Below are 25,100 nucleotides of genomic sequence, written 5' to 3'. Positions count from 1 at the left end.
GCGTCCCCTGTAAATCTTGTGGCATGCTGCCAGACCTCGTGGTTCCAGATCCAGTGCAGTGCCACGTCGACGGATCCACCGCCCAATGAGGCGCGCTTGCCCGGATCAGTGACGAGGCACATGAAGAGGCAGATCAAGAGCAATTGATCTTCAATGATCCGGTGACGATCCGGCGATGGTCCAGAGCGGCTGACGCGTGCAGCCCGACCGACCCCTGAGGGCCATGGGTCAGGTCAGCGCCGGCTCCGCCTGAGGTACGTCGATGTCGATGCTGTCGAGCAGCGACTCTTGGTGCTGGGCGGCGGCGTTCAGCGCGTCGTTCTCGTCCTGAATCCGTACAAGCTCGGACTCAAGATCCTGGACGCGCTGCTGAAGCCGTCGCATCTCGGCGAGGAGTCGCGGATCGGAACCGCCGACGTAACCGAGAAGCGCCTTTGCCATGAGGATGGTCCTCCACACTGAGTGACCGACCGATGCGGTGTGGGTCGTGAGGGAATCGCACCCGCGGTGCTCGGCAGTGCTCTGTGTTCACTGCTGTTCTGCTGCCAAACAGCTCTGCCGAACAGCTAAGGTGCGCGGGGATTTCAGCGTCTCACCAAAAAGTTTGACGGTCAACACGATCACACCCTGTAGAGGCGGGCGTCCCGGGGGTGCGCGGCTTGACGATCATGCGGCGCGACTCTCCAGCGGGGCCCTCAGGGGCACGGAGATCATCGTTACTGCCGCAGCCTGGCACGGCAACCGAATCTTGGCAACCACCGGATCATTCCGCAGGTCATTTCATGTGTACGCATGACCGCGCCCTTCTCCGTCACCCCTCGCCGCCCATCGAACACGGCCCGAACACGAGCCGTGCTCCTCCCCTCTCCGGGGACCGCGTCAGCGGATGGCGAATCCCTCGTATCCACCCCGCGGCGTGTCCCAGATCTCAGTGACTCCGTCAACGCGGCCGGGTGTGTCGTCCGAGCGCAGCCAATCCAGTAGACGGTGGCAATTCTCACGCGGCCCTTCCGCCACAACCTGCACTCTGCCGTCGCCGAGATTGAGGGCGAATCCGGTGAGGCCGCCGATCTCCAAAGCGTTTGCCCTGGTGAACCAGCGGAACCCTACTTGCTGTACTCGACCGCGTACCCATGCGGTGAGTCGCACATCTTCGTTCATGCCCGAACGCTAACCGGCCAATTGCTCGCGGAGCACTTCTCGCCGATTAGCCATGGCGTACAGTCCCCACGCAATAGCTTCACTCGATCGGGTGAGCCAGGGTGCGCCGACAACGGCGTCCAGATCGTCAGAAGGGCACAGCAGATGGGACGCCATCGACGCTCCGCCGCAGCTCCCGCCGCTGAACCGTACGCGGAGGGAACCGCAGGCCAGAACCGGGGTGCGCGCCGCAGTAAGCGCTCCGGCATACCGCTACGTACGGGACTGCTCGGCGTCTCCGCGGCCCTCGCCGTCGGCGCCGTGGCCGTGGCCTCGGGTCTGCTGCCCGGCGGCGACAACTACAACGTGAGCGGCGGCCCGGCCGCCGACCAGGTGCGCTCCGACGGGGCCCCCGACCTGCTCACGCAGGGCGGATCCACGACCGCGCCGGCCGACCGCGGATCCGCGCCGGCCGCCGCCCGCGGCACCGAGCGCGCCAAGGCACCCACGAAGTCGGGTTCCGCCGAGGCCGGCACGCCGTCCGCGTCCCCCTCGAAGACCTCCGAGCCTACGAAGGCGAAGACGAAGGCTGCAGCCGCTGCCGCTGCCACGGAGCAGGCACGGCGCTCCGCCGCCGCGAAGGCCCCCGCCGCCTCGAAGGCCCCCGCCGCCGCGAACACCAAGAGCTCGGCACCGGCCGCCGCACCGAGCCCGGCCAAGCCGACGGCCAAGGCATCGTCCTCCGCACCCGCCGCCCGCAAGACCACCGCGCCGGCCGTCGACCCCTCGGCCCAGGCCGCCGTGCTCGCCCTGGTCAACCAGGAGCGCGCCAAGGTCGGCTGCAGTGCGGTGACCGCGAGTTCCTCGCTGGCCTCGCTCGCCCAGAACTTCAGCGACGACATGGCGTCCCGCGGGTTCTTCGACCACACCGACCCCGACGGCCAGTCCCCCTGGGACCGTGCGTCCAAGGCCGGCGTCTCGGGTCTCGGCGGTGAGAACATCGCCCGCGGCCAGGCCGACGCCGCGGCCGTGATGGAGGCCTGGATGAACAGCGACGGCCACCGCGCGAACATTCTCAACTGCGACTACAAGACGCTCGGCGTCGGTGTCCACTTCGGTTCCGGCGGCCCCTGGTGGACGCAGGACTTCGGCTTCTGAGGCGGCCGGGGCGCTCCTGGGCCCCGCCCCTCCCCCGTACCACCACCCGCTCCGACCTCGTACGCCCCACCGCTCACCCAAGGGATGCGCAAACCCGTGGAAAGCGCTGTGCGGGCGTACGCTGGTTTTCATGAACGAGACCGGCGGCAGCACACCGGGTGAGAGCGGCCCGGACGACACACTCCCCTTCGACGTGTTCTCCAAGCACTGCCCCTCGCGCGGCACCCTGGAGCACGTCACCGGCCGCTGGGGCAGTCTGACGCTCGGCGCGCTGTACGAGAGCAGCCTCCGGTTCAACGCGCTGCGGCGCCGGATCGACGGGGTGAGCGAGAAGATGCTCTCCCAGACACTGCACGCACTGGAGCGCGACGGCCTGGTGCACCGCGAGGCCCAGCCGACCAATCCGCCCCGCGTCGACTACGAGCTCACCCCCCTCGGGCGGCAGGTCGCCGGACAGCTGCTCGGCCTCATCCAGCTCGTCGAGGGCCGGATGTCCGAGGTCCTGGCCGCACGCGGACGGTACGACGAGGCCCACGCGGACCGGGCCTGAAGGCTCTACGCGCGCGGCGGGCGCTGGCAGCGGGGGCAGAAGTAGCTCGACCGGTTCATCCAGGCGCGGCGCCGCATCGGCGTACCGCAGCGGTGGCAGGGCTCGTCCTCGCGGCCGTAGGCGTCGAGCGAGCGGTCGAAGTAGCCCGACTCGCCGTTCACGTTCACGTAGAGGCTGTCGAAGCTCGTGCCGCCCTGCGCCAGCGCCTCGTTCATCACGTCGCGGATGTGCCCGAGCAGTTCGGCCGACCGGGGCCGGGTCAGGGTCGCCGTCGGCCGGTCGTAATGCAGCCGGGCGCGCCAGAGCGCCTCGTCCGCGTAGATGTTGCCCACGCCGCTGATCAGTGACTGGTCGAGCAGGGCCCGTTTGACCGTCGTGCGGCGAAGGCGCAGCGCGATGTGGAACGCGGCGTCGTCGAAGGCCGGGTCCAGCGGGTCGCGGGCGATGTGGGCGATGGTGTCGGGCAGTCCCTCGGCGGTGTTCTCGTGGAGGGAGAGCCCGCCGAAGGTGCGCTGGTCGACGAAGCGCAGCTCGGTGCCGACGGCGTCGTCGAAGCGGAACCTGACCCGCAGATGCTTCTCGTCAGGTGTCCCCTCGGGCTGTACGAGCAACTGCCCGCTCATGCCCAGGTGACCGAGGAGCGAGGTGGCCGCGTCGTCGAGCGGCACCCACAGGTACTTGCCCCGGCGCATCGCCGTCCCCAGCCGGACGCCGCCGAGCCGGGCCGCGAAGTCCGCGCCGCCCGCGAGATGCCGGCGGACCGCACGCGGGTGCAGGACCTCGACCTCGCGGACCGTGCGCCCGGTGACCCAGCGCTCCAGACCGCGCCGGACGACTTCGACCTCGGGCAGCTCGGGCACGGTGGCGCTCCTGAAGAGTGGTCCGAAAGGTCCGCGGGACGGTTCGGAAAGCGGTCGGGACAGAGAGAACCCCCCGGTGCACTGGGCACCGAGGGGTTCTCGGGGTCAGGCAGGAGCAACGTCCCCGGACGCCGGGTCGGCAGGGGTGTCGGCGGCCCCTCCGTCGGCAGCGGACTTGTCCGCAGCCTCCCGTGCTTCCGCGGCGGCGCTGATTTCGCGCCAGGCGGACTCTGCCGCCTGCTGCTCCGCTTCCTTCTTGCTACGACCGGTGCCGGTGCCGTACGAGACACCACCGACGCGAGCAGCAGCAGTAAAGGTCTTCTCGTGGTCCGGGCCGGTCTCCGTGACGAGGTACTCGGGGACTCCGAGGCTCTCGCTCGCGGTGAGCTCCTGGAGACTGGTCTTCCAGTCCAGGCCGGCACCGAGGCTCGAGGACCTGTCGATCAACGGGTCGAAGAGCCGGTGAACCAGCTCCGAGGCCACGTCGAGGCCCTGATCGAGATAGACCGCACCGATCACCGCTTCAAGGGTGTCGGCGAGGATGGACGCCTTGTCCCGGCCACCCGTGCCCTCTTCACCGCGGCCGAGCCGGATGAAGGAGCCGAGTTCGAGGCCGCGGCCCACTTCCGCAAGCGCACGCGAGTTGACTACCGCGGCCCGCAATTTGGCCAGCTGGCCTTCAGGCAGGTCGGGGTGAGTGCGGTACAGCGTGTCCGTGACCACCAGGCCGAGCACCGAATCCCCGAGGAATTCGAGCCGCTCGTTGGTGGGCAGACCGCCGTTCTCGTACGCGTACGAACGATGGGTCAGCGCACGCACCAGAAGGGCGGACTCGAGGTGGTACCCGAGCCGCCCTTCCAGAAGCGTGTGGGACGAGGCTGTGTTGACGTTGTCTGCCTGCTTCTTGGCGTGGGACAACTCAGACATCGGGCCTCTCACCAGCCGCTCAGACCTCGAGGACCTGGCGCTTGTTGTACGTGCCGCAGCTGGGGCACGCGATGTGCTGCAGCTTCGGCTCCTGGCAACGCTCGCACGAAACCAGGGTGGGGACCGCAGCCTTCCACTGCGACCGGCGGTGGCGCGTGTTGCTGCGCGACATCTTCCGCTTCGGAACAGCCACGGCTACTTCTCCTGCTTCTCGTCGACGCCGGGTTCGGCGCCGCCCATGTTGTCCTTCTCGCCGTCCTGAACGGTCTCGGCGAGTCCTTGCAATGCCGCCCAACGAGCATCGACGACATCGTGGTGGTGGCCCGGATTCTCGTCCAGCCTGATTCCGCATTCGGAACACAGGCCGGCACAGGTCTCCTTGCACACCGGCTGCATCGGCAGTGCGAGCACCACCGCATCACGCAGCACCGACTCGAGGTCGAACAAGCCGTCCTCGAGGAAGTACCTGTCCTCGTCGTCCTCGGCGTCGTCGACCGGGTCCGCGGTCTTGCTGCGGTTCCGGTCATCGGCGTCAGGGTACGAGAACATTTCCTGGAAATCCGCCTCGACCTCAAGGGTCAGCGGCTCCAGACACCTTACGCACTCCCCCTCGGCGGATGCACGGGCGGTGCCTGTGACAAGCACACCTTCCATGACCGATTCGAGGCGGACGTCCAGCTCCACGGGTGCGCCCTCCGGCACACCGATGACCCCGTCGATACCGAGATCCTTGGGGGCGTCCGCCGAGCGGGTCAGCCGCTTGAGGGCACCGGGACGCCGACCCAGCTCGTGCGTATCGAACACGAGAGGGTTTCGGTGGTCGAGGTGGCCGTTCAGGGCTTTTCCTGCTTTCGAAATCGTACGCATCACGCGTGGTGGGGGTGGGCCGACCGGTTCGGAGTCGAAGCGGGCAGCCGGGATCGCGGACATACGCGCGACCGAAGAGCCAGGATACTGGACACACCGCCCAGCTCCCAATCCGGCCCCGATCCGGCCCCTGATCCGGGACCGGGAGGCGCTCAGCGCTCCTGTTCGTAGCGGCGGAGCTGCTCAAGGTCGATCATGCCGGTGTCGAACAGGCTGGTCTCGTCCAGCGCGCCCTCGCCGTGCTGCTGGAGGGGCTGATGCTGGGCCTGCACCGGCTGCTGCCAGGCGTCGTAGCCCGGCGCCGGCATGGGGACCTGGACCTGGGCCTGGTCCGGGTCGTAGCCCTGCTGCTGATAGGCCGCGTACGGATCGGGCTGCTGCTGGTAACCGGCGTACGGATCGGGCTGCTGCGCCTGGTAGGCGTCCTGCGGCTGCGCCTGGTAGGCGTCCTGCGGCTGCTCCTGGTAGGCGTACGTCTGCGCGTACTGCGGCTCACCGTGCTGGTGGGGCACCGGGAGCGGTTCCGGGGTGGCGATCTCCGCCAGACCGGCCCAGTGGTCCTCGTCGCTGGTGTGACCCTGGCTGCCCGCGGCGTCCTGGGCGGCCATGTGCGCGCCGAGGTCGTCGGTGGCGACCCGGCCGTGCAGCTTCTGCCGGCCGCGGCCGACGGCCTCCAGGGTCTTGGCGAGCACCGCCTCGAAGGCGCCGAGCTTGGTGTCCACGTACTCGTCGGCACGGCGCTGGAGTGTGGCCGGGTCGGCGCTGCGCTCGGGGGCCTCGGCGAAGTCGGGGTCCTCGTAGCCCTGCTCGTCGAAGCCCTGGCCGCGCCCGAGGAGCTTCTCGCGGCCCCGGTCGACCGAGCCGATCGTCTTGGTGAGGACGACCTCGAAGTTGGCGAGCTTGCTGTCGACGTACTCGTCGGCCTCGGCACGGACCTCCTCGGCGTCCTTGCGGGCCTCGCCGAGGATCCGGTCGGCCTCCGTCTGGGACTGCCGGGCGATCTCCGTGCCGGAGATGAGCGAGCCGCGCTCGGCGCGGGCGGACTCGACGATCCGGCCGGCCTCCTGGCGGGCCTGCTCGACGAGCTGCTCATGGCCGCCGATGACCTCCGCGGCCTGCGCGAGCGAGCCGGGCAGGGCCTCGCGCACCTCTTCGAGCATCGAGAGCAGTTCGGCGCGGTTGACCACGCAGGACGCCGACATGGGCAAGGACCGGGCGTTCCCGACCGCTTCGACGATCTCGTCGAGCTTCTTCTGCACGTCCACCGTGTGCTCGCCACTCTCTACTGCCGATTGGAGACGGACGGGACGACTGTACGGCCAGTCGGCGCCCCCCGGCACCTATGGGCCCTCCACAGGGCCCTGGTGACGGGCCGTCAGCGCCTCACTGCTGGGCGAGGCGCTCGGTCAGGGCCTCGTGGACCAGTGGCGGCAGCAGGTGCGAGACGTCTCCGCCCCAGGTCGCCACCTCCTTTACCAGGGAGGACGACAGGAAACTGTAGGTCGGGTTGGTCGGCACGAAGAGCGTCTCGACGCCCGAGAGCCCGTTGTTCATCTGGGCCATCTGGAGCTCGTAGTCGAAGTCGCTGACGGCCCGCAGGCCCTTCACGATCGCCGGGATGTCGCGCTGCTTGCAGAAGTCGACCAGCAGCCCGTGGAAGGCCTCGACCTGGACGTTGCCGAAGTCCGAGGTGACCTGGCGGATCAGTTCGATCCGCTCGTCGACCGTGAACAGGCCCTTCTTGGACTGGTTGATCATCACCGCGACATGTACGACGTCGTACAGCTTCGAGGCACGGCCGATGATGTCGAGATGTCCATTGGTGATGGGGTCGAACGACCCCGGGCAGACGGCGCGGCGCAACTTGATTCCCTCGCTCTCCGGTCCGGTCATCGTGCGTCTTCGCACGTAGCGGCGGCGCGACCGTACCAAAGCGTTCCCTCGCCGTAGCGACGGGCCCGCAATGGCTCGAATCCCTTGGGCCAGCTGAATTCTCCGCCTCTGGTGCTGCGTTCTACCGTGACGAGCGCATCGGCTGTGAGCCACCCCTGGGCACGGAGTGTGAGCAGGATCTCGCCAAGATCGTCGTCGGTGACGGCGTACGGAGGGTCGAGGAAGACCACGTCGTACGGGTCCGCGGGCGCCGGTCCTGTCACGATCTGTTCGGCTTTGCCTGCGCGGACCTCGGCGCCGGGAAGGTCCAGGGTGCGGACGTTGTCGCGGACGGTGCGGACGGCCTTGGCGTCGGCCTCGACGAGCAGGGCGTGGACCGCTCCGCGGGAGAGCGCTTCGAGGCCGACGGCGCCCGAGCCCGCGTAGAGGTCCGCGATCCGGATGCCGTCGAGGGTGCCGAGGAGCGCCTGCCAGGTGGAGAAAAGGCCCTCGCGCGCGCGGTCGGAGGTGGGGCGGGTGCCGGTGCCGGGCGGGACGGCCAGGCGGCGTCCGCCGGCCACGCCTGCGATCACGCGGGTCATGGGTGTCTGATCCTCGGGTCGGGGCGGCGCGCAGGGTGCTGCGGGCGCCGTGCCACCCACGATATGGCGTCGGGGCGGACGGAGCTCCCGCGGGCACGGCCCTGGCGTCACCCCTTGTCGAGGTACTCCTCACGGTCCTTGTCGAGCAGGGCGTCCAGGGCGATGCGCAGCTCGGGCAGGTGCTCCAGGTCCGGGTCGGCGGCCACGACCGTGACGGCCTCCTGGCGGGCGGCGGCGATGACCTCCTCGTCGTCGATGACGCTGAGGACCCGGAGCGAGGAGCGGACCCCGGACTGCGCCTGTCCGAGGACATCGCCCTCGCGGCGCTGTTCGAGGTCGATCCGGGAGAGTTCGAAGCCGTCGAGGGTGGCGGCGACGGCGGAGAGGCGGGCGCGGGCAGGGCTCGCCTCGTGGGCCTCACTGACCAGCAGGCAGAGGCCGGGAGCGGATCCTCGGCCGACCCGGCCGCGCAGCTGGTGGAGCTGGGAGACGCCGAACCGGTCGGCGTCCATGATCACCATCGCGGTGGCGTTGGGGACGTTGACCCCGACCTCGATGACGGTGGTGGCCACCAGGACGTCGACCTGGCCCGCGGCGAAGCGGCGCATCACGTCGTCCTTGTCGTCGGGGTGCATCCTGCCGTGCAGCACCTCGATACGCAGACCGGTCAGCGGCCCCTTGGCGAGCTGCTCGGCGATCTCCAGGACGGCGAGCGGAGGGCGCTTGTCCCCCTCCTCGGCGGCCTTCTCCTCGGCGGCCTTCTTCTTCCCCTTCTTCTTGGCCGCGTCCTCCTCGTCGTCGCCGATGCGGGGGCAGACCACGTACGCCTGGTGGCCGTTCTCCACCTCTTCGCGGACCCGTTCCCAGGCGCGGCTGAGGAAGTGGGGTTTGTCCTTGGCGGGGACGACATGGCTGGCGATCGGCGAGCGGCCGGCCGGGAGCTGGTCCAGGACGGAGGTCTCCAGGTCACCGAAGACGGTCATGGCGACCGTACGGGGAATGGGCGTGGCGGTCATGACGAGCAGATGCGGCGGCTGCTTGCCCTTGGAGCGCAGGGCGTCGCGCTGTTCCACCCCGAAGCGGTGCTGCTCGTCGACGACGACCAGCCCCAGGTCGTGGAACTGCACCTTGTCCTCGATCAGGGCGTGCGTCCCGATGACCATCCCGGCCTCGCCGGTGACCAGGTCGAGCAGGGCCTGCCGGCGTGCCGCCATGCCCATCGATCCGGTGAGCAGCACCACTTTCGTGCCCTGGTCGGCCCCGCCCAGCATGCCGCCCTCGGCGAGCTCCCCCATCATCTCGGTGATGGACCGGTGGTGCTGCTGGGCGAGGACCTCGGTGGGCGCGAGCATGGCGGCCTGTCCGCCGGCGTCGACAGTGCCCAGCATGGCGCGCAGCGCGACCAACGTCTTGCCCGAGCCGACCTCGCCCTGGAGGAGGCGGTGCATCGGGTGTTCGGTCGCCAGGTCGTCGAAGATCTCCTTGGAGACCTTGACCTGGCCGTCGGTGAGGGTGAACGGCAGTTTGGCGTCGAAGGCGTCGAGGAGTCCGCCGGGGACCGGCTTGCGGGCGACGGCCGGCAGTTGGGTGTCCGCGTATCTGCGGCGGGCCAGGGCGACCTGGAGGACGAAGGCCTCGTCCCACTTCAGCCGGTCCCTGGCCGCGGCGACGTCGGCCTTGGTCTGCGGCCGGTGGATCTTCAGGAGGGCCTCGGGCAGCGGGGGGAAGCCGCGGCCCTCGCGCAGTGCGGGCGGCAGCGGGTCCACGGCCTCCTGGGCGCTGGGCAGCACGGCGTCGACCGCCTTGGCGATGCGCCAGGAGTCGAGCTGCTTGCAGGCCGGGTAGATCGGGAGCAGCTTGCCGGCGAACGCGTCGACGGCCTCGGTCGCCCCGGCCTCGTCGGCGGACTCGGCGTCGAGCAGTTGGTACGTGGGGTGGGCCAGCTGCATCTTGCGGTTGAAGACGGAGACCTTGCCGGCGAACATGGCGCGCCGGCCCGGCAGCAGCTCCTTGTGCGGCTTGTGGACGCCGTGGCCGAAGAAGACCAGCTGGAGGCGACCGTGCCCGTCGGTGAGCGTCACTTCCAGGCGCTTGCCCCGGCCGCCGTTGAACATCATCACGCGGGCGTCCTGGACCTGGGCGACGACCGTCACGTGCTCCTCGAGCGGGAGGTCGGTCAGCGCCGTCAGCCGGCCGCGCTCCTCGTACCGCCGCGGGTAGTGATGCAGGAGATCACCGACCGTGTGCAGGTCGAGGTGCTCGGCCATCACCTTCGCGGTGGCGCCACCGAGCAGCTTCTTGAGGGGTTCGTCGAACGCAGACACGCGATCCATTGCACACCACGCCACTGACAGTTGTCCGCCGGGCAGCGCCGGAACTCCGAAATCCTGCGTCCTGCGTCCTGCGTCCTGCGTCCTGCGTCCTGCGTCCTGCGACGGTGCTACTCCACGCCGATCAGGAGCGGAGCGCTCTGGTGGCCGCCGCGGTAGACCACGGTGTCCACCGCCAGGTACCCCTCGCGGACGTGTTCCTCCAACGCGTCGGCCAGTGTGCCGGGGACGTCCTCGCCGAGGACCAGCGTGACGAGTTCGCCGCCCGCCGCCAGCATCCGGTCCAGCACCTTCCGGGCCGTCTCGGGGACGTCCTCGCCGATGACGGCCACATCGCCGTCGATCAGGCCCAGGATGTCGCCGGCCTGGCAGATGCCCGCCATCGTCCAGGACTGCCGTTCGGCGACGGCCAGTTCGGCGTAGCGGGTGGCACCGGCTGCCGCGGTCATCGCGACGACGTCCTCGTCGAAGCTGCGGTCCGGCTCGTGGACGGCCAGGGCCGCGATGCCCTGGACCGCGGCCCGGGTGGGAATGAGGGCGACCCGGATGCCTTCGGTCCGGGCCTGTTCGGCGGCGGCCGCGGCGGTGTGGCGCAGGTCCCCGTCGTTGGGCAGGAGCACCACCTCCCGGGCGTGCGCGCGGCGGATGGCGTCCACGAGTTCGCCGCTGGCCGGGGGCTCCCCGGGCCGCGCGAGCACCGTCGTCGCTCCGGCCTCCGCGCACAGGCCGCCGAGGCCGTCGCCCGGGACGACGACGACGACGGCGCGCTGGGCGGGTTCGGGGCGGGCGTGCACCCGGTCCGCGGCGAAGTGGGTGATCCGGATGCGGTACGGCCGTCCGGCCTCGACACCGGCCTCCACCGCCGCTCCCGCGTCGTCGACGTGCACATGGACGTTCCAGAGGCCGTCGCCACCGACCACCACGAGGGAGTCGCCCAGGCCGTCGAGCCGGGTCCGCAGCCGCTCCACCGCCCGGTCGTCGGCCTCCAGCAGGTAGATGACCTCGAAGGCGGGCCCGCCCTCGGGGTCGTCCGCCGCGGGGCAGGCCCCGCCCGCGGTGGGAGACGGAACGGGCGCCGCCCATGCCTCGTACACCCGTTCCGGCGCCCGGCCCGAGACCGCCTCGACCAGTGCGCCGAGCACCGCCACCAGGCCCCGCCCACCGGCGTCGACGACCCCGGCCCTGCCGAGGACGGCGAGCTGTCCGGGGGTCGCTTCCAGTGCCGTGCGCGCCCCCTCGTACGCCGCCCGCACCACCGCGGTCGCCCCGGCGCCGTCCGCCACCCGCCCCGCGGCCGCGGCGGCTTCGGTGGCCACGGTGAGGACGGTGCCCTCGACGGGGTGGGCGACCGCCTCGCGGGCCGACGCCGCGGCCGTGGTCAGCGCGAGGGACAGCCGGGAGGTGCCCGTTCCCTCGGCCAGGACCCCGGCCATGCCGCGCAGCAGTTGCGCCAGGATCGTGCCGGAGTTGCCGCGGGCCCCGATCAGCGCCCCGTGCGCCATGGCGCGTACCGCGTCGGCGGTGGAGGGGACCGAGGTGCCGGTCTCGTGGGCGGCGAAGACGGCCTCGACGGCGGCCGCCGCGGATTCCACGGTCAGGTAGAGATTGGTCCCGGTGTCGCCGTCGGCGACGGGGTACACGTTGATCGCGTCGATGGCCTCGCGCTCCCGGCCCAGTGCGTCCAGTGCCAGTGAGCACCAGGTACGCACCGCGACGGCGTCCAGGTCGTCGGCGGTCTGCGGCACCTGATGGTCCTCCTCGAAACGCGTACCGGGACGGCGGGCTGCACCGCAGAATAGTGCCTCGCCGGCCGGCCGGGACGGGATCAGGGGCGGGGCGGGCGGCTGTGGACCCATGGTAGTTTCGTATCTCCGACGCAGCCGTTGTATGCTGCTTCGGTTGCCCGACGAGAGTCGGGAACATTCCCCCGGTACCGCCACTTCAGTCAATGAATCCGGCGTGCCGGAATTCACTGTAAGTGCATCTGAAGTTTTGGAGTGACCCGTGGCTGCCAACTGCGACGTTTGCGGCAAGGGGCCGAGCTTCGGCAACAGCATTTCGCACTCGCACCGCCGTACGTCCCGTCGCTGGAATCCCAACATCCAGCGCGTGCGTGCCGTGGTCGGGCGGACGCCGAAGCGGCTCAACGTCTGCACCTCGTGCATCAAGGCCGGCAAGGTCGCGCGCTGACGTTCCCGTCGTAGCGCAGCCTTACCGGTTGCCCAAAAAGCCGGTCCACCTCGGTGGACCGGCTTTTTGCTGTGCGCTTCCGGGAGGGAAGGGTCAGCGGGCGTCCCGCAGCCGCCACCCGTGGTCGACCGGGCCGATCCCCGATCCCAGCGGGAAGCCCGCCATGATCGCGCCGGTGACATAGGTCTTGGCGGTCCGTACCGCCGTGGGCACGTCCTGGCCCAGGGCCAGTCCGCAGGCGATGGCGGAGGCGAGGGTGCAGCCCGTGCCGTGCGTGTGGCGGTTGTCGTGGCGGGGGGCGCGCAGCCAGTGCTCCTCGGTGCCGTCCGTGAGCAGGTCGACGGGTTCGCCCGGCAGGTGTCCGCCCTTGACGACGACCCAGCGGGGCCCGTATCCGAGCAGTGCGGCCGCCGCCTCCCGCATTCCGGCCTCGTCGGTGACCGTGATGCCGGTGAGCTGTGCCACTTCGTCGAGGTTCGGCGTCGCCACGGTCGCGACGGGCAGCAGCTTCGTACGGACCGAGTCGAGTGCCTCGGCGGCCAGCAGCGGGTCACCGTGCTTGGAGACGCCGACCGGGTCGACGACGGCGGGGGCGTCCGTCGCGGCGAGGAGTCCGGCGACGGTCTCGACGAGCAGCGCCGACGACAGCATGCCGGTCTTGACCGCGCTCACCCCGATGTCGTCCACGACGCTGCGGTACTGGGCGCGTACGGCCTCCGCGGGCAGCTCCCAGGCGCCCTGCACGCCCAGCGAATTCTGCGCGGTGACGGCGGTCAGCACGCTCATGCCGTGGACGCCGAGCGCCAGCATCGTCTTCAGGTCGGCCTGGATGCCCGCACCGCCGCCGGAATCGGATCCGGCGACGGTGAGCACGCGGGGCGGAACGGCGGAGGGTATGGGCATACGCCGCAATCTACTGGGTCCGGGCAGGACCCTAGGCGTCCTCGATGTCGCCGAAATGGTCCCAGCCGCTCTTGCTGGTCCAGGGCGCCCCGTCGACCGTCACCTGCGGCAGCGCCGAGGGATTGAGGACCTCGCCGATCACCTTCCAGCGGGCCGGCAGCTTCACGTCGGACGGGAACGTCGCGACGATCGCGTGGTCCTCGCCGCCGGTGAGCACCCACTGGAGGGGGTCCACGCCGACGGCCTGCCCGATGTCGGACATCTGGGACGGGATGTCGATGAGCCCGGACCGCAGGTCGATGCGGACCTTGCTGGCCTCGGCGATGTGGCCGAGGTCGGCGACGAGCCCGTCGCTGACGTCCGTCATCGCGGTGGCGCCGAGCCCGGCCGCCGCGGGACCGGCGTGGTACGGCGGTTCGGGGCGGCGGTGGGCCTCCACGAAGGCGCGGGGCGAGCGGAATCCGCGCGAGAGGACGGCGTAACCGGCGGCGGACCAGCCGAGCCAGCCGGTGACGGCGACGACGTCGCCGGGCTGGGCGCCCGCCCTGGTGACGGGTTCGTGGTTACGCAGATCGCCGAGCGCGGTGATCGCGACGGTGATGGTGTCGCCGCGCACCACGTCGCCGCCGACCACGGCCGCCCCCGCGACCTGGCACTCGTCGCGGATGCCGTCCATCAGCTCCCCGGCCCAGGTGACCGGGAGTTCGGCGGGGACGACGAGGCCGAGGAGCAGTGCGGTGGGCACGGCGCCCATCGCCGCGATGTCGGCGAGGTTCTGCGCGGCGGCCTTGCGGCCGACGTCGTACGCGGTCGACCAGTCACGCCGGAAGTGCCGTCCCTCCAGCAGGATGTCCGTGCTGGCCACGACCCTGCGGTCGGGGGCGGTGACGACCGCGGCGTCGTCGCCGGGCCCCAGCCGTACCGCCGGAGTGGTGGTGAGCCGGGACGTCAGTTCCCTGATGAGTCCGAACTCCCCCAACTCGCCCACGGTTCCCTTCACCGAGTCTCACCTCTCATCTATGGGGCCGGACGGGCGTCCGGCCTGCTTCAGCAACCGGGCGCCCGACCCGGCCGTGGAGCGTGTCCGCCGACGGGGGCGGTCCGTCCTGCTGGTCACGGGCATGCCTGTCCCCCGTCCGCGCCGCTGAGCTTGCGGTCGCGGGCCTTCACTGCTGTCGGTACTGTCAAGAGATACGTCAACTTGTGTGTGCTGTACGCCACGCTGTGGGCGTCATCCGGCCCGCAGGTCTCCCCGCGGCCCACGGCAACGCGATAACGTGGCGTCCCTTTCCCCCACATGATCCTCGTGGCCGCCCTGGAGGTTCCGTGGTACAGGCGTACATCCTTATCCAGACCGAGGTGGGCAAGGCGTCGACAGTCGCCGAGACCATCGCCAAGATTCCGGGAGTGATCCAGGCAGAGGACGTCACCGGCCCCTACGACGTGATCGTGCGGGCACAGGCCGACACGGTCGATGAACTCGGACGCATGGTGGTCGCCAAGGTCCAGCAGGTGGATGGCATCACCCGAACCCTGACCTGTCCGGTCGTTCACCTGTAGCCCCCGTCTACGCTGGGCCGGTGACATCTTCCTGCCGCCGGCTCCCCCACCCCGTGCTCCTCGGTCCGACCGCGGCCCTGGTGCTCCTGGCAGCGGTTGGCTGCACTTCCACGGATCCGTCGGCATCGGTCACGGTGCCCACCCCGTCCTCGGAAGCCGCAGCCTACTGCCGCGCACTGCACAAGGAGCTGCCGAGTTCCGTCGCCGGTCTGGAGCGCAGTGATCCCGCGCCCCGATCGGATCTGACCGCCGGGTGGGGGGACGGGGCGATCGTACTGCGCTGCGGTGTCACGCGCCCCGCGAAGATGGACGACTCCCAGGCGAAGGCCGCCGAGGCCGACGGCGTCAACTGGCTGCTGGAGCAACGGGAGGACGACGGACCGCGCTTCACGACCACCCTGCGCAAGGCGTACGTCGAAGTCACGCTCTCGGCGGCGTACGCGCACGACGCGACCCCGCTGGCCGCCTTCGCGGCAGCGGTCAAGAAGACGGTTCCCAGCAGCCTGTAGGGAGTGCGCCCCGGCCGGGGCGCACTCCCTGCGCCGTTGCGGCGGATCTCAGCGCAGACCGGTCGGCCGGTCCAGCGCCGCCTGGATGAGCCGGTCCACCAGCTGCGGGTAGCTGACGCCGCTCTCCTGCCACATGCGCGGGTACATGGAGATCGGGGTGAACCCCGGCAGGGTGTTGATCTCGTTGATGACGAAGCCGCCGTCCTCGGTGAGGAAGAAGTCGGCACGCACGAGCCCCTCGCAGGAGGCCGCCTCGAAGGCTTCCACCGCGAGCCGCTGGACCTCGGCGGTCTCCTCGTCGGTGAGCGGGGCGGGCACGATCCCGGACGCCGCGTCGATGTACTTGGCCTCGAAGTCGTAGAAGTCGTGCGAGGTGACCGGCGGGATCTCGGCGGGCACGCTGGCGCGCGGACCGTCCTCGAACTCCAGCACCCCGCACTCGATCTCGCGGCCCCGCAGCAGCGACTCCACCAGGAACTTGGGGTCGTGGCGGCGGGCCTCCTCGATCGCCTCGTCGAGGCCGGAGGCGTCGTCGACCTTGGTGATGCCGATGGACGAGCCGGCCCGGGCGGGCTTGATGAAGAGCGGCCAGCCGTGCTCGCCGGCGAAGTCCGTGATGCGCTTGCGGGCGCCCTGGGGGTCGTTGTCCCACTCGCGGGGGCGCACGACCACGTACGGCCCGACGGGGAGCCCGAAGGAGATGAAGACGCGCTTCATGTACTCCTTGTCCTGGCCGACCGCGGAGGCGAGGACACCGGCGCCCACGTACGGCACACCGGACAGCTCCAGGAGGCCCTGGAGCGTGCCGTCCTCACCGTAGGGACCGTGCAGGACGGGGAAGACGACGTCGACCTCGCCGAGCGCCTTGGGGACCGATCCGGGCTCGCTGTAGACCACTTCACGACTGCCGGGATCGACGGAGAGCACCACGCCGCCCTCGTCGGACTCGGCCAGTTGTGCCACGTCGGGCATCTTCCGGTCCGTGATGCCCATGCGTTCGGGTTCGTCGGCGGTGAGCGCCCAGCGGCCGTCCGTCGTGATGCCGATCGGCAGGACGTCGTACTTCGTCCGGTCGATCGCGTTCAGGACCGCACCGGCCGTGACCACCGAAATGCCGTGTTCGGAGCTGCGGCCGCCGAACACGACGGCCACACGCGGCTTGCGGAGCTGCTGCTCCGTGCTCTGGGGGAGGTTCTCGCTGCTCATATCGCGATGAGCGTACCTGCTGGTACGGGTCACGTCAGCGCGGTCGGGGCCGAACGGGGTCAGCTTGTCAGTGCCGTTCGGCCTTGGCGCTGCGCGACATGAGTTCCTTGAGCGCGACCAGCGGCGGCTTGCCCTCGTGGACGATGCTGACGACCGTCTCGGTGAGAGGCATCTCGACTCCGTGCCGTCGGGCCAGGTCGAGCACGGACTCGCACGACTTGACGCCCTCGGCGGTCTGCTTGGTGACGGCGATGGTCTCCTGGAGCGTCATGCCGCGGCCGAGGTTGGTGCCGAAGGTGTGGTTGCGCGAGAGCGGCGACGAGCAGGTCGCCACCAGGTCGCCGAGGCCCGCGAGTCCGGAGAACGTCAGCGGATCGGCACCCATGGCCACACCGAGGCGGATGGTCTCGGCGAGGCCGCGGGTGATGAGCGATCCCTTGGTGTTGTCGCCGAGCCCCATGCCGTCGGCGATGCCGACGGCCAGCCCGATGACGTTCTTGACGGCGCCGCCGAGTTCGCAGCCGACCACGTCGGTGCTCGTGTACGGGCGGAAGTACGGGGTGTGGCAGGCGGCCTGGAGACGGCGTGCGACGGACTCGTCCTGGCAGGCGACGACCGCTGCCGCGGGGCGGCGTTCGGCGATCTCCTTGGCGAGGTTGGGTCCGGTGATGACGGCGACGCGGTCGGCGGAGACCTTCGTGACGTCCTCGATGACCTCGCTCATCCGCTTCGCGGTACCGAGTTCGACGCCCTTCATCAGCGAGACCAGGACCGTCTGCGGCTCCAGGTGCGGGGCCCAGTCGGCGAGGTTGGCGCGCAACGTCTGGGACGGCACGACGAGGACCGCGAAGTCCGCGCCGCGCAGCGCTTCGGCGGCGTCCGTGGTGGCCCGGACAGATGCGGGAAGTTCGATGCCCGGCAGGTAGTCGGGGTTGGTACGGGTCGTGTTGACGGCCTCGGCGACCTCGGCCCGGCGCCCCCAGAGGGTGACCTCGCAGCCGGCGTCGGCGAGGACCATGCCGAAGGCCGTACCCCATGAGCCGGTTCCGAAGACGGCTGCCTTTACGGGGTGCGTCACTTGGTTCCCTCTCCTTCGGCCTTGCGCCGTTGTTGTGCACGGGCCTTGCGTGGGTCGTAGAGCTCGGCGGGTGCCGGCCGGCCGCGCACGTGCGCCAGCTGCGCGGTGACCGCGAGCATGATGACCTCGGTCGCCTCGCGCAGCACGTCGGGCGTCGGCTCCCGGTCGTAGAACCGGGAGAGGTCGACGGGCGGACCGGCCTGGACCTGAAGGGTCTTGCGGGGGAAGAACCGCAGCTTGTTCTCCGTGGCGTAGGGCGGCATCGCCAGGTTGGCGCCCCACTGAGCGACGGGGATGACCGGAGCGCGGGTCATCAACGCGACGCGGGCGGCGCCGGTCTTGCCGGTCATCGGCCACATGTCGGGGTCGCGGGTGAGGGTGCCCTCGGGGTAGAAGGCGACGCACTCACCGCGCTCGATGGCGTCGACGGCGGCCCGGAAGGCGTCCAGCGCGTTGGTGGTCTCGCGGTACACCGGGATCTGTCCGGTGCCGCGCAGCATCATTCCGACGAAGGGGGTCTTGAAGAGACCCGCCTTGGCGAGGAGCCGCGGCACCCGTCCGGTGTTGTACTGGAAATGTCCGTACGAAAGCGGGTCCAGGTACGAGTTGTGATTGACCGCGGTGATGAATCCGCCGTCGGCCGGAATGTGTTCCATTCCCCGCCAGTCGCGCTTGAACAGAATCACCAGCGGCGGTTTCGCGATGACCGCGGCCAGGCGGTACCAGAAGCCGATTCTGCGGCGGGACACTCGGACACCCTCCTCTATGGCCTGACTGTGACTGACTACCGACGGTCAAGTCTCGCCCCAGGCCCCTGCTCTGTCGAGAACACCGTACGCCTCACCTTCGGGACCGACCCTCCGGGTTGTCGCACCGGCAGGCGAGAATAGGCGGCCATGCGCATCGAGGGGGAGACCGCCACGAACACCGACCCGACCGGCCCCTGGTCACTGGTCGTCCCGTTGAAGCCCCTGGCGCGGGCCAAGAGCAGGCTGACGCCCGCTTCCGGGGCCCTGTTGCGGCCACGGCTCGCCCTGGCGTTCGCCCGGGACACCGTGTCCGCCGCACTGTCCTGCCCGGGGGTCGCCGATGTGGTGGTCGTCACGGACGACACCGCGGCCGGATCGGCGCTGGCGGCGCTCGGGGCCCGGATCGTGGCCGACACCCCGGCGGCCGGACTCAACGCCGCCCTCGCGCACGGTGAGCGGGCGGTGCGAGCGACGCGGCCGCGGGGGGCGGTCGCCGCGCTCAACGCGGATCTGCCCGCGCTGCGGCCGGCGGAATTGTCGCGCGTACTCGAAATTTCTGCCGCTTTTCCGCGGACGTTCGTCACCGACGCCGCCGGAATCGGAACGACATTTCTCTCCGCCGGGCCGGGAGTGGAATTGCGTCCCGCTTTCGGCGGTCCGTCCAGGGCCCGGCATCTCGCGTCCGGGGCGGTGGAGATCACGCTGTCCGGTATCGATTCGGTGCGCCAGGACGTGGACACGGGCGACGATCTGCGGGTGGCGCTGGCACTGGGCGTCGGCCCGTACACGGCGGGCCGCTGGGCCGCGGGGGTCCGTGCGGCGGACCGATAGGCTGCCGCCCATGCAGGCGACCTCGTACACGTACGACCCCGAGACCCGCACCGGCAGCGTGCTGCTCGACGACGGCACCCCGGTGGACTTCGACGCCCCGGCCTTCGACGCCGGCGGTCTGCGGCTGCTGCGTCCGGGGCAACGGGTGCGGATCGAGGGGCAGGGCAGGGGTGCCGGGCTGCGGATCACCCTGGTGACGCTGCAGACCTTCTGAGTGCCGGTCGGTCCGACCGGGCCCGGACAGCCCGCGGGCCGGGCTCCCCGAGGGGAGCCCGGCCCGGCGCGTGTGTGAGGAGCCCTGAGGTTCCGGTCCTCACTTCTTGCGTGCAGTGGCCTTCTTGGCCGTGGTCTTGCGCGCGGTGGTCTTCTTCGCGGGCGCCTTCTTCGCCGTGGTCTTCTTGGCGGGCGCGGTCTTGGCGGCGACGGCCTTCTTGGTGGTCGCCGTGGTCTTCTTCGCCGCCGCCGGGGTCGCCTTCTTGGCGGCCGTCGTGGTCTTCTTCGCCGCCGCGGACGTCTTCTTCGCGGTGGTCTTCTTGGCGGTGGCCGTGGCCTTCTTCGCCGGCGCCACGGCCTTCTTGGCGGTGGCTGCCTTCTTCGCCACGGCCTTCTTGGCGGTGGCCTTCTTCGCGGCGGCCTTGGCCGTCGTACGGGTGGAAGAACCGCCCGAGAGGCTGCCCTTGGGGGCCTTCTTCACGGCCACGTCGTTCTTGGGGAGCTTCTTCGAGCCGCTCACCAGGTCCTTGAAGCCCTGTCCCGCACGGAAGCGGGGCACCGAGGTCTTCTTGACCCGTACGCGCTCACCCGTCTGCGGGTTGCGGGCGTAACGGGCGGGGCGGTCGACCTTCTCGAACGAGCCGAAGCCGGTGACCGAAACCCGGTCACCTGCGACAACCGCACGAACGATCGCGTCGAGCACCGCATCGACGGCGTCCGCGGCCTGCTGACGGCCGCCGACCTTGTCGGCAATCGCTTCTACGAGCTGCGCCTTGTTCACGTCTTCCCCTTCGGAGACATTGCCTGAACGAAACTGTTCAGGCTTTTTCGCACGTTAGGCAGATATATACCGCAAATCAAACACGAAACGGGCTAATCACCCTAGTGCCGCAACGAAGTCGACCGCTGCGCAGTTCCGCAGAGTCAGTCACCTTCGGGGAATCGGCCCTCATCGAGGTCCTTCATCAACCGGTCCAGACGCCTTGCTGCATCTGGGAGATCGTGCTTTGCCGCGGCCGTGACGACCAACAGCTTCCGGTTCAGCGCCATCCGTACGCCCTCCGGGACTTGCAGTGCACGCACTCGTGAGTGCGCTTCCTTCAATTGGTCGGCGACTTGGCCGTAAAGCTTGAGTTGGCTGTCGCGTTCCATGCACCGATTGTGCCATCTGGGGCGAGTTGTCGCCCGACGGGGTCTCAACAAGCGACTGCGCCCCCTACCAGAAGGCAGGGGGCGCAGTACCGGAAACGCGCTGCTCAGGCGTTAATTGTACGGGGCTTGTGGGCCGGCCTGGCCGCCTCGTAGGTCGCGATGTCCGCTTCGTTCTGAAGGGTGAGGCCGATGTCGTCCAGACCGTTCAGCAGCCGCCAGCGGGCGTTCTCGTCGAGTTCGAAGTCGGCGGTGATGCCTTCCGCGAGCACCTGCCGCTTCTCCAGGTCGACGGTGACCTCGGCCGTCGGGTCGGCCTCGGTCAGCTCCAGCAGGGCGTCGACGACCTGCTGGTCCAGGACCACGGTCAACAGCCCGTTCTTCAGCGAGTTACCACGGAAGATGTCGGCGAACCGGGAGGAGATGACGGTCTTGAAGCCGTAGTTCTGGAGCGCCCAGACGGCGTGCTCGCGGGACGAGCCGGTGCCGAAGTCGGGGCCGGCCACCAGGACCGAGGCACCGCCCCGCTCCGGGCGGTTGAGGACGAAGTTCTCGTCCTTGCGCCAGGCCTCGAAGAGCCCGTCCTCGAAGCCGTCCCGGGTGACCTTCTTCAGCCAGTGGGCGGGGATGATCTGGTCGGTGTCGACGTTGCTGCGGCGCAGCGGGACGGCCCGGCCGGTGTGTGCGGTGAAAGCTTCCATGATTCTCAGACTCCGGCGGGCGTACGGACGTCGGACAGGTCGGCGGGCGAGGCCAGATGGCCCAGCACCGCGGTGGCGGCGGCGACCTGCGGGGAGACCAGGTGCGTACGGCCGCCCTTGCCCTGCCGGCCCTCGAAGTTGCGGTTCGAGGTCGATGCGGAACGCTCGCCGGGGGCCAGCTGGTCGGGGTTCATGCCGAGACACATCGAGCAACCCGCGTGCCGCCATTCGGCGCCGGCGGTGGTGAAGACCTTGTCCAGGCCCTCCTCCACGGCCTGCAGGGCGACCCGGACGGAGCCCGGGACGACCAGCATGCGTACTCCGTCGGCGACTTTGCGGCCGTCCATGATCGCGGCCACGTTGCGCAGGTCCTCGATCCGGCCGTTGGTGCAGGAGCCTACGAAGACGGTGTCGACGTTGATCTCGCGCAGCGGCTGCCCGGCGGTCAACCCCATGTACTCCAGGGCCTTTTCGGCGGCGTTGCGCTCCGAGGCGTCCTCGTACGAAGCAGGGTCGGGGACGTTGGCCGACAGCGGCGCGCCCTGGCCGGGGTTGGTGCCCCAGGTGACGAACGGCGCCAGTTCGGCAGCCTCGATGACCACCTCGGCGTCGAAGACCGCGTCGTCGTCCGTGCGCAGCGTCTTCCAGTACGCGACGGCCGCGTCCCAGTCCTCGCCCTGCGGGGCGTGGTCCCGGCCCTGCAGATAGTCGAAGGTGGTCCGGTCGGGGGCGATCATGCCCGCCCGCGCTCCGGCCTCGATCGACATGTTGCAGATGGTCATCCGGGCCTCCATCGAGAGCTTCTCGATGGCGGAGCCGCGGTATTCGAGGATGTAACCCTGGCCGCCGCCGGTGCCGATCCGCGCGATGATCGCGAGGATCAGGTCCTTGGCCGTGACGCTGTCGGGCAGTTCGCCGTCGATGGTGATCGCCATCGTCTTCGGACGGGCCAGCGGCAACGTCTGGGTGGCGAGCACGTGCTCGACCTGGCTGGTGCCGATGCCGAACGCCAGGGCGCCGAACGCACCGTGCGTGGAGGTGTGGGAGTCGCCGCAGACGACCGTGGTGCCGGGCTGGGTCAGGCCCAGCTGCGGGCCGACCACGTGCACGACGCCCTGCTCGACGTCGCCCAGCGGGTGCAGCCGGACGCCGAACTCCGCGCAGTTCTTGCGCAGGGTCTCCAGCTGGGCGCGGGAGACCGGGTCGGCGATCGGCTTGTCGATGTCGAGGGTAGGGGTGTTGTGGTCCTCGGTGGCGATGGTGAGGTCGAGGCGCCGCACCGGGCGTCCGGCCTGCCGCAGACCGTCGAAGGCCTGCGGGCTGGTCACCTCGTGCAGCAGGTGCAGATCGATGTAGAGGAGGTCGGGCTCGCCTTCGGCGCGCCGGACGACATGGTCGTCCCAAACCTTCTCCGCGAGTGTCCTACCCATCGCTTTCCCTCCGGCCGGCGTCGTCGCCGGCCCAACTAGAGATTCGGTGCGCCCCCGTCCGGACCCCCGTGCGGGGCGGTGGCTACGGGCCGTTGTGGGGCCGCCCGTACAGGTTCGCAACTTCCCTGGAAAATTGAACTTGCGTTTCACAGAGTGAGACGCGAGTATCGTCGTATGGACAACTCTAGCGGCGTCGGCGTTCTCGACAAGGCAGCTCTGGTATTGAGCGCCCTGGAGTCCGGACCGGCCACCCTCGCGGGGCTGGTCGCGGCGACCGGGCTCGCACGACCCACGGCCCACCGGCTGGCCGTGGCACTGGAACATCACCGCATGGTGGCAAGGGACATGCAGGGCCGCTTCATTCTCGGCCCCCGCCTCTCCGAGCTCGCCGCAGCGGCGGGTGAGGACCGGCTCCTGGCCACGGCCGGCCCCGTGCTCACGCATGTGCGCGACATCACCGGCGAGAGCGCCCAGCTCTATCGCCGGCAGGGCGACATGCGCATCTGTGTGGCGGCGGCGGAACGACTGTCCGGCCTGCGGGACACCGTACCGGTCGGCTCCACGCTCACCATGAAGGCGGGATCCTCCGCCCAGATCCTGATGGCCTGGGAGGAACCGGAGCGGCTGCACCGCGGCCTCCAGGGCGCCCGCTTCACGGCGACGGCGCTCTCCGGCGTACGGCGCCGGGGCTGGGCCCAGTCGATCGGTGAGCGCGAACCGGGCGTCGCCTCGGTCTCCGCCCCGGTGCGCGGCCCCTCGAACCGGGTGGTCGCGGCGGTCTCGGTCTCGGGACCGATCGAGCGGCTGACCCGCCACCCGGGCCGGATGCACGCCCAGGCCGTCATCGACTCGGCCGCCCGGCTGAGCGAGGCGCTCCGCCGCACGGGCTGAGCCGGTACCCCTCCCCCTTCATCAGAGGCCGCCCCAGTGTCGTGGCGGCCCCCTCCGAGATCAGCCCCGGCCAGGCGCCTCACTTCGCCGGCGAGCGGTGTGCGAATCGATCCGCCCCACGGCGGCCCCGCCCCTCGATCGGCAGCGACCCGGTCGCCGCGGCCAGTCCGTACGCCGGCATATCCGCGTAGACGGACTCGTAGCCGCCCTCGGGCACGACGTAGGTCTCGTGCCACAGCCCCACGTGCTGCCGGGACTTCTTCTCCTTGCGGTTGATCATCGCCCACGCCTTGCGGTGCAGCATGTCCGGCGCCACGGCGTACTCGTACAGCTTCTCCTTCGACTCCCAGTACTGGACGACGTAGTACGTCCTGGGCGAGCCGGACAGCAGGTGGTACCCGAGCAGGCCGCGGCTCTTGTCCCGGCTCAACTCCCGCAGCAGGCGCGGCATCGCGAGGAAGACGGGGAGCCAGTGGTGCACTCCCCAGAAGTGGTTGATGCGCATGCCGATCAGGAAGACCACCACATCGCCCTCGGCCGCTGCGGTCGTCCGTCCCGGTATCGGTTTCGCGAACATACGGGCCCCCTGGCTTCGTTGGAGAGTGGAACTATCCAATGGTTGGATCGTGGCACCGCCCAAACGGCGGCGCAAGGGAGGGGACGGAATGCGGCTCTCGGAACTGAGTGAGCAGAGCGGCGTCAGCACGGCGACGATCAAGTACTACCTGCGCGAGGGGCTGTTGCCGCCGGGACAGCGGGTGAGCGCGACGCAGGCCGAGTACGACGACAGCCATGTGCGCCGGCTGCGGCTGGTCCGGGCTCTCCTCCAGGTGGGCCGTCTCCCCGTGGCCACGGCGCGCGAGGTGCTGAACCACGCCGACGACGCGTCCCTGAGCCGGACGATCCGGCTGGGAGCGGCTCTCTGGTCACTGCCGCACGGACCCGAGCCCGACGAGGAGGCACCCGAGACGGCGATCGCCGCCGCGGAGGTCGAGCGGCTCCTGGACCGGCTGGGCTGGGCCACCGCGCGGGAGATCGGCGCCCTCTCCCCCTCCCACCGCTCGCTGGTGGCGTCCCTGGCCACCCTGATCCGCCTCGGCTACCCGTGCAGGGGCGACTACCTGGCGGACCACGCCCGCCTCATGCACGAAGCGGCGGTCCGCGACCTGGACATGATGGAGACGTATCCCACACAGTCCGAGCAGGTGGAGATGGCGGTCGCCTCCGCGGTGCTGTACGAACCGCTGATGGCGGCGCTGCGACGACTGGCCCAGGAGGAGGAGTCGGCCCGGCGGTACGGGCTGTGAGTGCGACGCCGCGAACACATCCGGGTTGAACGGCCCGCGTACACAAGCAGAAGGCCCCTCACCGGAGTGAAGGGCCT

General features: G+C 70.1%; 30 protein-coding genes. 9 read left to right on the top strand and 21 right to left on the bottom strand.

Features of this window, described 5'->3' with window-relative positions; translation table 11 throughout:
- Positions 1 to 228 precede the first annotated feature (228 nt).
- Positions 229 to 441, bottom strand: coding sequence for a hypothetical protein (locus tag ACIBJG_RS17725; protein ID WP_018551753.1), 213 nt, complete (start codon positions 439 to 441; stop codon positions 229 to 231).
- Between the two features lie 438 nt (positions 442 to 879).
- Positions 880 to 1,161 carry an acylphosphatase gene (locus ACIBJG_RS17720; RefSeq protein WP_399308433.1) on the bottom strand — a complete coding sequence of 94 codons (282 nt, stop codon included), beginning with the start codon at positions 1,159 to 1,161 and terminating at the stop codon, positions 880 to 882.
- A 144-nt stretch (positions 1,162 to 1,305) separates the two neighbouring features.
- On the opposite strand from ACIBJG_RS17720, the gene ACIBJG_RS17715 reads away from it, so the two are divergent.
- Positions 1,306 to 2,298 (top strand): CAP domain-containing protein, encoded by a 993-nt coding sequence (locus ACIBJG_RS17715; RefSeq protein WP_399308432.1) that lies wholly within the window; start codon positions 1,306 to 1,308, stop codon positions 2,296 to 2,298.
- A 130-nt stretch (positions 2,299 to 2,428) separates the two neighbouring features.
- The gene (locus ACIBJG_RS17710; protein WP_399308431.1) at positions 2,429 to 2,848 is read left to right on the top strand and encodes a winged helix-turn-helix transcriptional regulator; all 420 of its coding nucleotides are present in this window, start codon (positions 2,429 to 2,431) and stop codon (positions 2,846 to 2,848) included.
- Between the two features lie 5 nt (positions 2,849 to 2,853).
- Here the strand turns inward: ACIBJG_RS17710 and mutM are convergent, their stop codons facing one another.
- The 9 genes from mutM to ACIBJG_RS17665 form a co-directional block, all read right to left on the bottom strand.
- Entirely contained in the window at positions 2,854 to 3,708 is an 855-nt protein-coding gene (mutM, locus tag ACIBJG_RS17705) for a bifunctional DNA-formamidopyrimidine glycosylase/DNA-(apurinic or apyrimidinic site) lyase (protein WP_399308430.1), read from the bottom strand.
- Positions 3,709 to 3,813: 105 nt separating this feature from the next.
- The gene (rnc, locus tag ACIBJG_RS17700) at positions 3,814 to 4,635 is read right to left on the bottom strand and encodes a ribonuclease III (protein ID WP_399308429.1); all 822 of its coding nucleotides are present in this window, start codon (positions 4,633 to 4,635) and stop codon (positions 3,814 to 3,816) included.
- 19 nt (positions 4,636 to 4,654) lie between these two features.
- Positions 4,655 to 4,828, bottom strand: coding sequence for a 50S ribosomal protein L32 (gene rpmF / locus ACIBJG_RS17695; protein ID WP_003965982.1), 174 nt, complete (start codon positions 4,826 to 4,828; stop codon positions 4,655 to 4,657).
- Positions 4,829 to 4,830: 2 nt separating this feature from the next.
- Positions 4,831 to 5,439: a YceD family protein gene (locus tag ACIBJG_RS17690; RefSeq protein WP_399308555.1), complete on the bottom strand. Its 609-nt coding sequence runs from the start codon at positions 5,437 to 5,439 to the stop codon at positions 4,831 to 4,833.
- Positions 5,440 to 5,654: 215 nt separating this feature from the next.
- On the bottom strand, positions 5,655 to 6,767 hold the full coding sequence (locus ACIBJG_RS17685; protein ID WP_399308428.1) for a cell division initiation protein: 1,113 nt from the start codon (positions 6,765 to 6,767) through the stop codon (positions 5,655 to 5,657).
- Positions 6,768 to 6,885: 118 nt separating this feature from the next.
- Entirely contained in the window at positions 6,886 to 7,365 is a 480-nt protein-coding gene (gene coaD / locus ACIBJG_RS17680; RefSeq protein ID WP_328898434.1) for a pantetheine-phosphate adenylyltransferase, read from the bottom strand.
- A 26-nt stretch (positions 7,366 to 7,391) separates the two neighbouring features.
- Positions 7,392 to 7,976, bottom strand: coding sequence for a 16S rRNA (guanine(966)-N(2))-methyltransferase RsmD (gene rsmD, locus ACIBJG_RS17675; RefSeq protein ID WP_399308427.1), 585 nt, complete (start codon positions 7,974 to 7,976; stop codon positions 7,392 to 7,394).
- A gap of 107 nt (positions 7,977 to 8,083) precedes the next feature.
- On the bottom strand, positions 8,084 to 10,309 hold the full coding sequence (recG, locus tag ACIBJG_RS17670; protein ID WP_399308426.1) for an ATP-dependent DNA helicase RecG: 2,226 nt from the start codon (positions 10,307 to 10,309) through the stop codon (positions 8,084 to 8,086).
- Positions 10,310 to 10,416: 107 nt separating this feature from the next.
- Positions 10,417 to 12,051, bottom strand: coding sequence for a DAK2 domain-containing protein (locus ACIBJG_RS17665; RefSeq protein WP_399308425.1), 1,635 nt, complete (start codon positions 12,049 to 12,051; stop codon positions 10,417 to 10,419).
- Positions 12,052 to 12,310: 259 nt separating this feature from the next.
- On the opposite strand from ACIBJG_RS17665, the gene rpmB reads away from it, so the two are divergent.
- A complete protein-coding gene (gene rpmB, locus ACIBJG_RS17660; RefSeq protein WP_003965989.1) occupies positions 12,311 to 12,496 on the top strand; it encodes a 50S ribosomal protein L28 in 186 nt (61 codons plus the stop codon).
- 93 nt (positions 12,497 to 12,589) lie between these two features.
- Here the strand turns inward: rpmB and thiD are convergent, their stop codons facing one another.
- A complete protein-coding gene (gene thiD, locus ACIBJG_RS17655) occupies positions 12,590 to 13,399 on the bottom strand; it encodes a bifunctional hydroxymethylpyrimidine kinase/phosphomethylpyrimidine kinase (protein WP_399308424.1) in 810 nt (269 codons plus the stop codon).
- 31 nt (positions 13,400 to 13,430) lie between these two features.
- Positions 13,431 to 14,399, bottom strand: coding sequence for a thiamine-phosphate kinase (locus ACIBJG_RS17650; protein WP_399308423.1), 969 nt, complete (start codon positions 14,397 to 14,399; stop codon positions 13,431 to 13,433).
- A gap of 326 nt (positions 14,400 to 14,725) precedes the next feature.
- Here ACIBJG_RS17650 and ACIBJG_RS17645 point away from each other — a divergent pair, with 326 nt between their 5' ends.
- Complete coding sequence (locus ACIBJG_RS17645) at positions 14,726 to 14,959, top strand: Lrp/AsnC family transcriptional regulator (RefSeq protein ID WP_064070330.1); 234 nt, start codon at positions 14,726 to 14,728, stop codon at positions 14,957 to 14,959.
- A gap of 20 nt (positions 14,960 to 14,979) precedes the next feature.
- Entirely contained in the window at positions 14,980 to 15,468 is a 489-nt protein-coding gene (locus ACIBJG_RS17640; RefSeq protein WP_399308422.1) for a DUF3515 domain-containing protein, read from the top strand.
- A gap of 48 nt (positions 15,469 to 15,516) precedes the next feature.
- On the opposite strand, the gene ACIBJG_RS17635 is transcribed toward ACIBJG_RS17640, so the two are convergent.
- The 3 genes from ACIBJG_RS17635 to ACIBJG_RS17625 form a co-directional block, all read right to left on the bottom strand.
- Positions 15,517 to 16,674 carry a D-alanine--D-alanine ligase family protein gene (locus ACIBJG_RS17635; RefSeq protein ID WP_399308421.1) on the bottom strand — a complete coding sequence of 386 codons (1,158 nt, stop codon included), beginning with the start codon at positions 16,672 to 16,674 and terminating at the stop codon, positions 15,517 to 15,519.
- Between the two features lie 67 nt (positions 16,675 to 16,741).
- Positions 16,742 to 17,752 carry an NAD(P)H-dependent glycerol-3-phosphate dehydrogenase gene (locus ACIBJG_RS17630; RefSeq protein WP_399308420.1) on the bottom strand — a complete coding sequence of 337 codons (1,011 nt, stop codon included), beginning with the start codon at positions 17,750 to 17,752 and terminating at the stop codon, positions 16,742 to 16,744.
- Positions 17,749 to 18,501: a lysophospholipid acyltransferase family protein gene (locus ACIBJG_RS17625; RefSeq protein WP_399308419.1), complete on the bottom strand. Its 753-nt coding sequence runs from the start codon at positions 18,499 to 18,501 to the stop codon at positions 17,749 to 17,751. Before ACIBJG_RS17625 ends, ACIBJG_RS17630 begins: the two co-directional genes overlap by 4 nt.
- Before the next feature lie 147 nt (positions 18,502 to 18,648).
- Between ACIBJG_RS17625 and cofC the strand changes: the two genes are divergently transcribed.
- Positions 18,649 to 19,332, top strand: coding sequence for a 2-phospho-L-lactate guanylyltransferase (gene cofC, locus ACIBJG_RS17620; RefSeq protein WP_399308418.1), 684 nt, complete (start codon positions 18,649 to 18,651; stop codon positions 19,330 to 19,332).
- A gap of 10 nt (positions 19,333 to 19,342) precedes the next feature.
- Complete coding sequence (locus ACIBJG_RS17615; RefSeq protein ID WP_399308417.1) at positions 19,343 to 19,546, top strand: hypothetical protein; 204 nt, start codon at positions 19,343 to 19,345, stop codon at positions 19,544 to 19,546.
- Between the two features lie 99 nt (positions 19,547 to 19,645).
- Here the strand turns inward: ACIBJG_RS17615 and ACIBJG_RS17610 are convergent, their stop codons facing one another.
- The 4 genes from ACIBJG_RS17610 to leuC all read right to left on the bottom strand — a co-directional run bounded on the left by ACIBJG_RS17610 (position 19,646) and on the right by leuC (position 22,825).
- Complete coding sequence (locus ACIBJG_RS17610) at positions 19,646 to 20,326, bottom strand: HU family DNA-binding protein (RefSeq protein WP_399308416.1); 681 nt, start codon at positions 20,324 to 20,326, stop codon at positions 19,646 to 19,648.
- Between the two features lie 143 nt (positions 20,327 to 20,469).
- Entirely contained in the window at positions 20,470 to 20,697 is a 228-nt protein-coding gene (locus tag ACIBJG_RS17605) for a hypothetical protein (RefSeq protein ID WP_136330716.1), read from the bottom strand.
- 104 nt (positions 20,698 to 20,801) lie between these two features.
- The gene (gene leuD, locus ACIBJG_RS17600; protein WP_399308415.1) at positions 20,802 to 21,395 is read right to left on the bottom strand and encodes a 3-isopropylmalate dehydratase small subunit; all 594 of its coding nucleotides are present in this window, start codon (positions 21,393 to 21,395) and stop codon (positions 20,802 to 20,804) included.
- A gap of 5 nt (positions 21,396 to 21,400) precedes the next feature.
- On the bottom strand, positions 21,401 to 22,825 hold the full coding sequence (leuC, locus tag ACIBJG_RS17595) for a 3-isopropylmalate dehydratase large subunit (protein ID WP_399308414.1): 1,425 nt from the start codon (positions 22,823 to 22,825) through the stop codon (positions 21,401 to 21,403).
- A gap of 174 nt (positions 22,826 to 22,999) precedes the next feature.
- Between leuC and ndgR the strand changes: the two genes are divergently transcribed.
- Positions 23,000 to 23,716: an IclR family transcriptional regulator NdgR gene (gene ndgR / locus ACIBJG_RS17590; RefSeq protein WP_399308413.1), complete on the top strand. Its 717-nt coding sequence runs from the start codon at positions 23,000 to 23,002 to the stop codon at positions 23,714 to 23,716.
- A gap of 79 nt (positions 23,717 to 23,795) precedes the next feature.
- On the opposite strand, the gene ACIBJG_RS17585 is transcribed toward ndgR, so the two are convergent.
- The gene (locus ACIBJG_RS17585; RefSeq protein ID WP_399308412.1) at positions 23,796 to 24,293 is read right to left on the bottom strand and encodes a DUF4188 domain-containing protein; all 498 of its coding nucleotides are present in this window, start codon (positions 24,291 to 24,293) and stop codon (positions 23,796 to 23,798) included.
- An 88-nt stretch (positions 24,294 to 24,381) separates the two neighbouring features.
- On the opposite strand from ACIBJG_RS17585, the gene ACIBJG_RS17580 reads away from it, so the two are divergent.
- Positions 24,382 to 25,023 (top strand): MerR family transcriptional regulator, encoded by a 642-nt coding sequence (locus tag ACIBJG_RS17580; protein WP_399308411.1) that lies wholly within the window; start codon positions 24,382 to 24,384, stop codon positions 25,021 to 25,023.
- Positions 25,024 to 25,100: the final 77 nt, after the last annotated feature.

The organism is Streptomyces sp. NPDC050422 (assembly GCF_044458665.1).
GTDB lineage: Bacteria > Actinomycetota > Actinomycetes > Streptomycetales > Streptomycetaceae > Streptomyces.
Note: the sequence above shows the minus strand (reverse complement) of the source record. Positions and strands in the feature narration are given on the sequence as shown.